General features: G+C 39.7%; 8 protein-coding genes and 1 pseudogene. 6 read left to right on the top strand and 3 right to left on the bottom strand.

Translation table 11 applies throughout. The annotated features are described in order from the left end of the window. Complete coding sequence (locus KTI78_RS05550; protein ID WP_003651732.1) at positions 1 to 216, bottom strand: MbtH family protein; 216 nt, start codon at positions 214 to 216, stop codon at positions 1 to 3. 29 nt (positions 217 to 245) lie between these two features. After that, positions 246 to 1,445 (bottom strand): enterochelin esterase, encoded by a 1,200-nt coding sequence (gene fes / locus KTI78_RS05545; RefSeq protein WP_262445468.1) that lies wholly within the window; start codon positions 1,443 to 1,445, stop codon positions 246 to 248. A 266-nt stretch (positions 1,446 to 1,711) separates the two neighbouring features. Between fes and KTI78_RS05540 the strand changes: the two genes are divergently transcribed. The 5 genes and pseudogenes from KTI78_RS05540 to KTI78_RS05520 all read left to right on the top strand — a co-directional run bounded on the left by KTI78_RS05540 (position 1,712) and on the right by KTI78_RS05520 (position 6,316). After that, positions 1,712 to 2,482 (top strand): SDR family oxidoreductase, encoded by a 771-nt coding sequence (locus KTI78_RS05540; RefSeq protein WP_004792425.1) that lies wholly within the window; start codon positions 1,712 to 1,714, stop codon positions 2,480 to 2,482. Between the two features lie 43 nt (positions 2,483 to 2,525). Further along, positions 2,526 to 3,764, top strand: a complete 1,239-nt coding sequence (locus KTI78_RS05535) for an isochorismate synthase MenF (RefSeq protein WP_262445467.1) — start codon at positions 2,526 to 2,528, stop codon at positions 3,762 to 3,764. Beyond that, positions 3,761 to 5,425: a (2,3-dihydroxybenzoyl)adenylate synthase gene (locus KTI78_RS05530; protein ID WP_262445466.1), complete on the top strand. Its 1,665-nt coding sequence runs from the start codon at positions 3,761 to 3,763 to the stop codon at positions 5,423 to 5,425. The genes KTI78_RS05535 and KTI78_RS05530 overlap by 4 nt, the downstream gene beginning before the upstream one ends. Before the next feature lie 21 nt (positions 5,426 to 5,446). Beyond that, positions 5,447 to 6,097 (top strand): annotated as a pseudogene (locus KTI78_RS05525) (isochorismatase family protein); the annotation flags it as partial. Between the two features lie 30 nt (positions 6,098 to 6,127). Further along, complete coding sequence (locus tag KTI78_RS05520; RefSeq protein ID WP_235823111.1) at positions 6,128 to 6,316, top strand: phosphopantetheine-binding protein; 189 nt, start codon at positions 6,128 to 6,130, stop codon at positions 6,314 to 6,316. A 52-nt stretch (positions 6,317 to 6,368) separates the two neighbouring features. On the opposite strand, the gene KTI78_RS05515 is transcribed toward KTI78_RS05520, so the two are convergent. Next, the gene (locus tag KTI78_RS05515) at positions 6,369 to 9,530 is read right to left on the bottom strand and encodes a multidrug efflux RND transporter permease subunit (protein ID WP_262445465.1); all 3,162 of its coding nucleotides are present in this window, start codon (positions 9,528 to 9,530) and stop codon (positions 6,369 to 6,371) included. Positions 9,531 to 9,747: 217 nt separating this feature from the next. Between KTI78_RS05515 and KTI78_RS05510 the strand changes: the two genes are divergently transcribed. Beyond that, positions 9,748 to 11,709, top strand: a complete 1,962-nt coding sequence (locus tag KTI78_RS05510) for a TonB-dependent receptor plug domain-containing protein (protein WP_239976391.1) — start codon at positions 9,748 to 9,750, stop codon at positions 11,707 to 11,709. Positions 11,710 to 11,825 lie beyond the last annotated feature (116 nt).

Below are 11,825 nucleotides of genomic sequence, written 5' to 3'. Positions count from 1 at the left end.
TTACGCTTGTTGAAAGGGGTTAATCGCAACCCAGTGCTTTTCCACATATGCAATACACGAAGCCCGCGTATCTGGTCCATGCTGAACATCCCACCCCGACGGCACCTGATGTTGAGCAGGCCATAAACTGAACTCACCTTGTTGATTTTTTAAAACCTGAAAAGACAAACTTTCATTATCGAAAGGATTAATATAGTTTTCCTGTAAGTTGCTCATGATATTGTTATCCTTGATGAAACAAATGGTTATAGTGAAAGAATTTTTTGCAATGCCTTAAGCAAGTCGGTACGCCAGTTCACGGCATCATGTCCGCCTGAAAAACTGTGAAAGCTCACTTGATTGAATGATTGCAATTGTTGATAAAGCTGTAGGGCATCGTCTCCCATATCGGTTTCATACGTGCCGGCACTGATATAAATTCGAGTTGTTTTTGATAATGGATGAGATAGGTTTTGAAGCAGTTCTAAAATATTCCCTTTGTATTTTTGACCTAACGTACTGTTCGAAAAATCTGACCACCAATAAGATCCAGACTGTAAAATCAGAGAAGTAAAAATGCTCGGGAACAACAAGGCGCTATGTAAAGCGCATAATCCACCTAAACTTTGACCACATAAGGTAATGTCTGTTTTAGAAATAAAGGAATATTCTTTTAGAAGCGTTTCAATAAGTTCATAAACCAACGCCTGACTAAATGCATCATGACAACCATAATCTTGTTGGCGTTGTTGACTATTTAAACTATGAACAAAAACATAAACTGCTGGGCGAATCTTATCTGAAACAGTTAAATGCTGAAGATCGGGAATAATCGGAAGCTCTCGGCTCCAGATTTGGCCATCAAGCAAAATGATGAGTGGCAAGTCTTCTTGAGTTGATTGATGACTAATAAAAACGTCGACTAAATAGTCCTGCTGGCATAAGCGACTTGACCATTGAAATGTCTTTGTAATCGGGCAATCGGCTATTAAAGATTTCGTGTTTTCAAGTTGAATTTGATTGATATATCGAGCCAGATGTCCCGTGTAAAACCGATGTTGATTGAATGGATCAATTTGAGCATTCTGTTTAAGCTGGGTTTGCCACCATGCGCGTCGTGTTGCTGCACAATCTGTGTCTGGGGCCTCCTCACTAGATATCACGACCACATAACTACCAGCCCAAGCTAGAGGCAACTCTATTTCAAAAAAGTACACATCTGTCCCAGCTACACGGCTAAAAAGATTCCACTTTTGATAGATAGAAGGGCTTTGTGAATAGATATCGATATAAACAAAAAGGCTTTCTTTGAGTTCAGAACTACGCCAAATAAAGGTACATAGCGCTTTATTTTTTTGTAGGGTGACTAACGGGCTGCCTAGTTTTTTTACGGTATTCCACCAGACTTCACTCCCAACATTGAGCTGTTGAAATAGGGAATGTAAGGGTTGAGAAAATGGCTTCATTTTGAGTCCATCTCGACAAGAAAGCGCGGTCAAATTATCAGAATGATTCTCATTAGTAAATGAAAACAATTATCATTATAATCAATAAAAAAAGATGCGTTTTAATAATATTAATTAAAAACAATAATTTAAGTTAGATTTATGGTTAATAAATAACTTGATTTAGATTGTAATCTTATGTTTGATATTTATCGCACTTGATAATAATGATAATTATTTGCAATTATGTGGCGCAATTTAATATTCGAGTCAAACTGGAGTAAAACATGAGCTCTACCATCGTAGTCACAGGTGCTGCAAGAGGTATTGGAGCTGCTATTGCAAAAAAATTATTGCAGCAAGGGTATCAAGTCATCGGCATCGACCGACAGGAAAACCCAGAACAATGGGAAATTACTCAAAAGCTACAAGAACGTGAAATTTCACGTTGGCAAGGCTTTCAGCAAGATATTACTGATCAAGAAACAACAGCAAAACTCATTAACAATATTTTAAACAAATATAGCGTGACGGGTTTAGTGAATGCGGCGGGCGTTTTGATTATGCGTTCTATGCTTGAAGCAAAAACAGAAGACTGGCAAACACTTTTCGCAGTAAATGTCATGGCACCTATTGCGATTAGTCAACAACTGGCCAAGCATTTTTGTGAAAAAAAGCAGGGAAGTATTGTCACGATTAGCTCAAATAGTTCACGGATGCCACGTATACAACTTGGCATGTACGCAACTACAAAAGCTGCATTGAGCCATTACTGCCGTAATCTTGCGCTTGAAATTGCACCTCATCAAGTCAGGCTTAATATTGTTTCACCAGGCTCTACGCTAACTCAAATGCAGCAGCAGCTTTGGACAGATAATTCGCCTCCGCCTGCGGTAATCGATGGAGATTTAAGCCAATACCGTACAGGCATTCCCTTAAGGAAATTAGCCCAACCTGAAGATATTGCCAATACGGTGAGTTTTTTACTTTCTGATCAGGCCGCACAAATTACCATGCAAGAAATTGTGGTTGATGGAGGAGCCACTTTAGGCGTTTAAACATCCATTCATTACAACAAAATAACTGATAAGGAGTTGCGAGATGTCGGCACAGCATCCGTATTTTATCCAACGAGAAAATTTTACTGAAAGCCGCGTTGCACTAGCGCAAGAAATTTTAAATTGTGGAAATGACGCAGGTTTTATTTTTACCACGCCAGAATACACCATCAATAGCCATCAAAAATTACGAGATATTCAGGTCGCTAAAAATAGCCTTTTAAAAGATTGGTTAGATGAAGCGCGAACTCAATTACAGCATGCAATAAATGACGGTTATAAAGACGTCAAAATTATGGGGGGACTACCATTTTGCTCGGCAGCCGATGTCAATTTAATGCTCATGCAAAATGCAAAAATCTATCAGAAAGTACTCTATGCACAATCTGATATTGATTTTAGTTTTTTATCTTTAGAAAAGGCGGATTATTTCCCTTTAGGTGAACATTACCAACAGCAAGTTGAATATTTAGTTCAGCAAATGCAAGCAAAAAAACTCGATAAAGCCGTACTTGCTCGTATTTTACAACTTGAATTTGAACAAAATATTCCTGTCTCAGACTTATTTTATAACTTAGCTAAGCATAATCCCGAAGGCTATAACTATGCAGTGGCAAGAGATCCTCAAAGTGAAGGATGGTTTGTCGGTGCAAGCCCCGAACTCTTAATTGCAAAGCAAAATACAAAAATCTGGAGTAAACCGGTTGCTGGTACATTGGCTCGTGATGACGATCCAACCCTAGACCAAAATAACGCCAGAGTATTACTGGCTTCACAAAAAGATCAACGTGAACATGCACTCGTCATCGAAATGATTGCCGATGAGCTCACACCTTTTTGCAAGCAATTACAAGTACCAAAACAACCATCCCTCATTCGTACCAAACGCCTCTGGCACTTGGCATCCCATATCAGCGGCGAACTTAAGAAAGCCGATACTCATGTTTTTGACTTAATTGAACGCTTACACCCAACACCAGCAATTTGTGGAGAGCCTAGTCCAATTGCTAAAGAATTAATTCAACAACTTGAACCATTTAACCGTGAATTATTTGCAGGAACTATGGGCTGGGCAGATGAACAAGGTAATGGTGAATGGTCGGTGACTGTTCGCTGTGCCCGAATTTATCAAAATATTGCCCGTTTATTTGCTGGTGCAGGGATTGTGGAAGCTTCTAGTCCGCAAGCTGAACATGCTGAAACTGCCGCTAAATTTCGTACTGTACTGGATGGATTCCAGATTTCACCCAATCATTTGCCACTACAAGGACCAAACACATGACAACACAGGTTTATCTGGATGGCGCCGTGCCATATCCAGCAGAGTTTGCTGAGATTTACCGTAAAAAAGGTTATTGGCTTGGGCAAAACTTGAGTGATTTCTTGCGTGAAAGTGCTCAAAAATACCCAGAAAATATTGCTGTATATGATGGGGATAAAGCCGTCAGTTACGCTCAGTTTGATCATTTAGTTGATTACTGTACCAGCCACTTATATCAACATGGACTAAGAGCGGGTGATAAAGCGGTTGTACAGATGCCGAATCACTATCAGTTCTATATTTTATTTTTTGCACTGATTCGGCTTGGTGCTTTACCTGTGATGTCTTTACCTGCACATCGCTATGCAGAACTCAGCAGTTTTTTTAAACAAACTCAAGCAAAAGCTTATTTCTGTGCTGATTTTGGAGCACAAAAATTTGACTACCGAGAACTTGCCGAAAAGCTTCAGCAAACTGCTCCTTGCTTACAACATGTATTTGTCCTTGGAAATACCGGCAAATTTATAGCCATTCAAGATCTATTAAAAGAAACCCATATTTCAGATGAGGCGATCTCGCCAACTACGGCAGATCTGGTTGCTTTCTTACAACTTTCAGGTGGAAGTACTGGTGTTCCTAAACTGATTCCACGTACCCATGACGACTACTTATATAGCGTACGCGAAAGCGCAAAAATCTGCCGTCTCAATCAGTCATCGCGCTTACTCATGGTTTTACCCGCGGCACATAACTTTTCAATGAGTTCGGCTGGTTCTTTAGGCATTTTTTATTCGGGCGGAGCTGTGGTTTTAGGAACTGATCCAAGCCCTGAAACTGCTTTTTCATTAATCAAGAAACACGCCGTAACCGATGCCTGTTTAGTTCCTGCTTTGGTTCGACCTTGGATGGATAAAGCAGCGAAAGAACAAGATTCAATATTATCGACTTTACGTTGTTTGCAAGTCGGAGGAGCACGTTTACCCGATGCCGTTGCCTCACGCCTAATTGATGAATTTCAAGTCAATCTACAACAAGTCTTTGGTATGGCTGAAGGACTGGTGAACTACACCCGTTTTGGGATGCCGAAAGAGCAAATCGTTCATACCCAAGGTTTAAAAATCTCACAAGATGATGAAATCTTGGTGCTGGATGATAACGATCAGCCAGTAGACGCTGGAGAGGTAGGGCATTTGCTGACTCGTGGGCCTTATACCATTCGCGGCTATTATCAAGCACCAGAGCACAATGCACGTTCTTTTACACCAGATGGTTTTTATCGAACAGGCGATTTAGTGCGTATACGCGAAGATGGTTGCATTGTGGTAGAAGGCCGTTCAAAAGAACAAATCAATCGCGCTGGTGAAAAAATTGCGACTGAAGAGGTTGAACAAGCTTTATTAACTCACCCACAAATCCGTTTGGCAGCACTAGTTGCTATGCCTGATGAGATTATGGGGGAAAAAAGCTGTGCATTTATTGCATGGCAAGCACAAAGTGATGACCCAAGCCAAATTCGCCTTGCAATGTCAGTTCGTCAACATCTGAAAGACTATGGACTTGCTACCTACAAAATTCCCGATCGGGTCGAATTTATCGAGCAATTTCCATATACAGCCTTTGGAAAAATCGACAAAAAAAGATTACGTCAACAACTTGAAACTAACACCAATGTTCTTGCTTAAAGATAAAAAAGGAAAAATTTGATGAGTATTCCTAAAATTGCTAGTTACAGCATGCCACAAGCCCACGAATTTACGGCGAATAAAACATCTTGGCAGTTGCATACCAATCGCGCTGTTTTATTAGTACATGATATGCAGCAATATTTTTTAGATTTTTATGATCAAACTCAAGCGCCTATTCCAGAACTTATTAAAAATACCAAAGAACTGATTGAAACTGCGCGTAAGTTTAATATCCCTGTGGTCTACACTGCACAGCCTGGTAACCAAACACCGGAACATCGCCAGTTATTAACTGACTTTTGGGGAATAGGCCTAAAAGATGATCCAAAAATCACTCAAATTTTGCCTGAAATTTCTCCTCAAAAAAATGATACTGTCTTAACAAAATGGCGTTATAGCGCATTTAAGTTTTCTCCACTTGAACAACTCATGCGTGAGTCAAACCGTGACCAGCTCATCATTTGTGGTGTTTATGCTCATATTGGCTGTCTTATGAGTGCAGCGGAAGCCTTTATGCTAAATATCCAGCCATTTTTATGTGGAGATGCGCTCGCTGATTTTAGCCGTGAAGAACACGATATGGCTTTAAAATACACAAGTACACGTTGTGGGCAAGTGATGACAACTCAACAGGTCACACGAGCTTGGGCGCTTGAACAAGCGGCATCACCCCTCACTCAAGAAGGTATTGTTTTGGCGGTGAGCGAACAGCTTCAGATTCCTGCATCAGACATTCAGTTAAATGATGATTTGCTCATGCTTGGGCTTGATTCGGTACGACTCATGACATTAGTGGGTAAATGGCAAGCTTACGGCGCACAGGTGAGTTTTGAAGATTTGGCTGAACAACCAACCTTAGAAGTTTGGATTGATAAGCTAGTCGCTTAAATTTAAAGAATAAAAAATGGCAGATAATATCTGCCATTTTTTATTTTAATCTTTAAAAGGAGGTATTATCCTTTTTTATACGGCTGTTAAACCTCAAAGTTCGGCTCAACCATAGTTTGATCATTGACCACTGAAAACTCGGTAAACTATGAACCACAACAAAGAAGAACACAGTAAATAGCGGTACCAGTAATGTACCAAACACAACACTACCGAATACGCTCATTCCAATTTCATATCTACTCGCAGCGCCTGCACCAGTTGCAAAAATTAAAGGAACTACACCCGCACCAAAGGCAAGAGATGTCATCAAAATCGGACGTAAACGCAGTTTCAAAGCCTCACTTGCTGCATTGATTTTACTTTTTCCTTGTTTGAGTGCTTGAGTCGCAAACTCAACAATGAGAATCGCATTTTTACAAGATAAGCCAATACCTGTTAATAGAGCAATTTGAAAGTAAACATCGTTAGGTAACTTAAAAATCCAAGCAAAAATAATAGTGCCTGTAATGCCTAAGGGAAGCCCTAGTAAAATAATAAAAGGAACTTTCCAGCTTTCATACAAGGCAGCCAAACATAAGAAAATAAACAAAATAGAAATAAGATATAAATAAATTGCTTGGCGGCTAGATTGTTGCTCTTGTAAAGAAAGACCGCTCCATGCGACATCTATACCAGATTGTTTACTGACCATATCACTTAACTGTTGCATTGCCTGACCTGAGCTAAAGCCTGGACTTACATTGGCTTCCAGTTGAATGGCAGCTAGTCCCATAAATCGGGTAAGAGCTTCTGGGCCACCTGTCCACTGACTTTGCGCAAAATGGGCGAGAGAAAGCATACCACCTGAGTTATTTCGCACATGCCAATATGCTAAATCTTCGGGTTTAGAACGGAATTCTGCATCGCCTTGCATAATGATTCTCTTAATTCGACCTCGTTCAACAAAATCGCCCACATAGTTTCCACCCCAAGCCGTCGAAAGGGTTGAACGAATTGCTTGTTGGTCAATTCCTAACATTTTGGCTTTATTTTGGTCGAGTTGAATAAATACTTCGGCTTTATCTTCACTCACAAGAGGGCTTAGATTTTCAAAGGCCGAATATTTCTGAGATTCTTTTTCTAAGGCTTTATATTGTTTAATTAATTCATCGCGCCCTTGACCATTTACATCTCTAAGCCAAAGTTCTAAAGCATCAGACTGACCTAAACCAGATACACTTGGCGGCATTCCTACCATGACTTTAGCGGGTAAGTTCTTTTGTAAATATGCTTGGGCACGTTCACGAATAGCACTTGCAGTATTAGTTTCTCCTTTACGCTCATTCCAATGTTTGAGTGAAACAAAGGCCATACCCAAATTTGGACCGCTCCCTGAAAAGTTTTGTCCATTTACGACCAGTACGGTATTAATATTTTTGCTTTCATGTTCAAAAAAATAATTATTGACGAGTCTTCCAACTTCTTCCGTCTGGCTCATTGAAGCACTGTTATGCAAACTATAAGGCACAGCCAGCAGTCCTTGATCTTCATTTGGAATAAAGCTTGTAGGCAAACTGCGGTAAATCATAAATAAAATAACCGCTATACCCACAACCAATAGACTGGAAAATACTTTAAATTGAGTTAAGCGAACCGATAAAAAACTAAAAGCTGATCTGACTTTTTCAAGAGCAAGCTCAAGCATTTGTCCCCATTTTGGTTTTTTATACTGTTTTTTTAATAGAACTGCGCACATTGCTGGCGTAATGGTCATGGCTACAAATAGCGATAACAACATAGCTGCCGCTAATGTAATAGAAAACTGACGGTAAATCATACCGGTCGAACCACTAAAAAAAGCCATTGGGATAAATACCGCGGTTAAAACCAGCGTAATACCTACCAATGCGCCGCTAATCTCTTGCATCGACATTAAACAAGCTTCACGTACACTTAGCTGTTGTTCGTGCATAAGCCGCTCAACATTTTCCACGACTACAATCGTGTCATCAACCAATAATCCAATTGCTAAAACCAGTGCAAATAGCGTAAGCGTGTTAATGCTCAACCCAAAGAGATATAACACTACAAATGTGCCACTAATGACGATCGGAACGGTAATGGTTGGAATAAGAGTTGCACGCCAATTTTGCAAAAAGAGATACATCACAATAACGACAAGTACGATTGCTTCAAGCAAAGTGATCATGACCTGCTTAATAGATTCTTCGATAAATGGCGTATTGTCTCGTGGATAAACAACTTTATATCCCGCTGGTAAATGTTGGCTAAGCTGAGCCATTTTTTCTTTAATAAGAGCAGAAGTCTCGATTGCATTGGCATCGGGGCTTAAAGAAATTCCTAAACCTGCCGACGGATAGCCATTAAGTGTATTAATACTTTCGTAATTTTCTGCGCCTAACTCGACTCTCGCGACATCTTTTAAATAAACAAGACTACCGTCAACATTTGCTTTAACCACCACCGATTTAAAGTCATCAATTGTTTTTAAGCGCGAACCTGCTTTTACTTTTGCATAAATATTTTGATCAGAAGCAGAGGGCATTGCACCAATCGAACCAGCAGCAATTTGGGTATTATAATCTTCGAGGGCCTTTTCAATATCACTCGGCACAAGTTGGTAATTTCTAAGCTGATTTGGGTTTAACCAAATGCGCATGGCATAACTTGAACCAAAAACATCAACTTCACCAATCCCTTGTAATTGACTTAAAGGTTGTTCAAAGTGATTCACCATATAATCAGACAAATCAATATTGCTGGTTTTACCAGTTTCATCATATAGCCCCACAATCAGCAGCATATCGCCAGTGGTTTTCCATATGTTTACGCCTTGTCTTTGAACTTCCTCAGGTAAACGGTTTAAAGCACCATTAATTCGGTTTTGTACTTGGAGCTGTGCTTTATCGATATCTGTGCCAATTTTAAAATGAATATCAATGCTGCTCGTTCCGGACGATTCACTATGGGATGTAAAGTACAGCAAATTATCCAGACCCTTTATTTGTTGTTCTAAAATTTGGGTCACACTTTCTTCTACAGTGTCAGCAGCTGCACCACGGTAGTTCGCGACAACAGTGACACCGGGTGGTGCAAGGTTTGGATAGCGTTCGACCGGCATGGCTAAAGTGGCAAAAAAACCAAAAATAAGAATATTAATTGCAATGACAGAAACAAAGATAGGGTGGTAGATAAAAAATCGAGAGAGCATTGTTATGTCTACTTTAAGATTGTTTTAAATAGGTTTTTAGGCACACGAAAGTGTCATGTTAACGCTTTTTTAAACCACAAACAATAATGATTATCATTATATAACTAATAATTATTTTTATCTTGAACAGAAAAAGTCATGAGTATATGATGCTCGGCACATCATAAATGATAACAATTATCATATGGTAATTATTATCCAGAATAAGGGCCGAGAAATGACGTTAACTAAAAAGGCGCTGGTGGTCGCCATCTCAACACTGCTTCCGTTTGCAGTTCAAGCAAATACAGATAGTGAACAGCCGAGTAATAATGAATCAGTTCAAAAACTTAAAACGATTGTGGTTTCCGCTGCATTAAAAGAACAAGATGTAGATAAAGCACCTGCATCCATTAGTGTGATCACGAGTGAAGAGATTGAACGTAGTGCGGCGCTCAGTCTTGCTGATGTTTTACAAAAACAAGCTGGGGTTTATAACTACAACAGCGGACAAGATAAAATCGTTATACGGGGAATGCTAAATACATCGGGAAACTACACACTTATCCTACTTAACGGTAAGCGCATGTCATCTAATGGTGCTATGTGGCGAGGTAATGACTTTGACTGGAGTGCAATCCCTTTAAATAGTATTGAACGTGTTGAAGTCATTCGAGGACCAATGTCGTCGCTCTATGGAGCAGATGCCATGGGCGGAGTTATCAATATTATTACCAAGAAAGCCGAAGATGGGCAGCTGCATGGTTCGGTCTTTGGCCAATATAATCGAGCAGACCGCGGAAATGGTAAAGAGCAATTCCGTTACGGATTTAACTTATACGGCGGTTTAACCGACAATCTAAGTTTTACTTTGGCAGGAGATGCCTATAACCGTGATGCATGGTACCGAAATGGCAAACCAGATCCAGATGGGGCTTACTTTGTAGAAAAAGATACTAAAAACGTAAACGGTACATTAAGTTGGAATATTAATGACCAACAAACTTTAGACCTAGATTTGGGTTATAACAACGATAAACGCCCACTGACCCAAGATGCGGCAACTTCAATTCAAGAATCAGAAATGAAACGAACCAATGTGGGAATTGCTCACCGTGGAAAATGGGGTTGGGGTAAAACAGAAGCTTACATTGGTAAAGAAACAGCTAAAATTTCTGACTACGATAGCGAATATGACGCGCCACAAAACCGTCAATATAAGCAAGAAAATTTAATTGGTCGTGCCTTTGCTAACTTTGATTGGCTGATGAATAACACCACAGCAGGTTTTGATTATAAAGACCAAAAAATTACAGACGTTGTGAGCTATATCGGCACTGGAAAAAACCAGCAGAAGAGCTACGGTGTATTTGTTCAAAACGATACCCATATTAATGATGCACTGACTTTAACTTTAGGCGGCCGTTACGACGACTTTGATGACTTCGATGGTAAATCGACTGGTAAAGCCTATTTGTCCTATGAACTCGCGGAAGGTGTTGTGCTAAAAGGTGGTGTAGGCCAAGCTTATAAAGTTCCGGCTCCTGCACAGTTAGACATCAATTACTCAATGATTTCATGTGGTGGTAGTTGTCACATTCGAGGTAATCCTGACTTAGAACCAGAAGAAAGCACCAACTATGAAGCATCCTTAATTGTAACCCGTCCAAACTGGAATGCTGGTGTTACCGTTTTCCAAAATGATGTGAAGAACCTGATCGAAGCCATTACATTAAGTAATGGAGACCCGCGTTTAGTGGGTGATTTTAGAAAAATCTGGACTAATGTAAGTCGTGCAGAGCTTAAAGGTGTTGAACTTACAGGTGGTTATGATTTCACAGATAATTTAGGTGTTAAGGCAAATGCCACTTATCTTGATGCAAAAAATAAAACGACAGGTCAAGATTTAACTGAACGACCAGAATGGCTGGCTAATGGTTCAATTTCTTGGGCACCCGTTGAAGACTTTCGTGTAAATGCAGGGGTAAGCTACGTTGGTAAGCAAATGTACTCTGCAACTAAAGAGTTACCAGCTTATACCACTTATGACGTGACATTTACTTCACCACTTTCACCACGCTTAACATTGGACTATGGTGTGAAAAACCTGACCGACGTTGATCTGGAAGATAAAAATAAAACCTTTAATACCAAACTTTATGGCCGTAATTATTTTGTAAAAGCGACTTATAGTTTCTAAGGTAAAACGAAGGGCAAAGTCTATTCATAGGGGAATAGGCTTTGCTTTTTAACGTACAAATATCCATAATTTCCAAGTAAGTATAGACAAAATAATTTTAAAAATTTCTATACTTC

The sequence above is a fragment of the Acinetobacter sp. WU_MDCI_Abxe161 genome (assembly GCF_025514355.1).
Taxonomy (GTDB): domain Bacteria; phylum Pseudomonadota; class Gammaproteobacteria; order Pseudomonadales; family Moraxellaceae; genus Acinetobacter; species Acinetobacter pittii_E.
Note: the sequence above shows the minus strand (reverse complement) of the source record. Positions and strands in the feature narration are given on the sequence as shown.

Bases quoted from the DNA above. Each gene is read 5' to 3' on its own strand.
- KTI78_RS05550 (WP_003651732.1), bottom strand. From the start codon at position 216: ATGAGCAACTTACAGGAAAACTATATTAATCCTTTCGATAATGAAAGT.
- fes (WP_262445468.1), bottom strand. From the start codon at position 1,445: ATGAAGCCATTTTCTCAACCCTTACATTCCCTATTTCAACAGCTCAAT.
- KTI78_RS05540 (WP_004792425.1), top strand. From the start codon at position 1,712: ATGAGCTCTACCATCGTAGTCACAGGTGCTGCAAGAGGTATTGGAGCT.
- KTI78_RS05535 (WP_262445467.1), top strand. From the start codon at position 2,526: ATGTCGGCACAGCATCCGTATTTTATCCAACGAGAAAATTTTACTGAA.
- KTI78_RS05530 (WP_262445466.1), top strand. From the start codon at position 3,761: ATGACAACACAGGTTTATCTGGATGGCGCCGTGCCATATCCAGCAGAG.
- KTI78_RS05515 (WP_262445465.1), bottom strand. From the start codon at position 9,530: ATGCTCTCTCGATTTTTTATCTACCACCCTATCTTTGTTTCTGTCATT.
- KTI78_RS05510 (WP_239976391.1), top strand. From the start codon at position 9,748: ATGACGTTAACTAAAAAGGCGCTGGTGGTCGCCATCTCAACACTGCTT.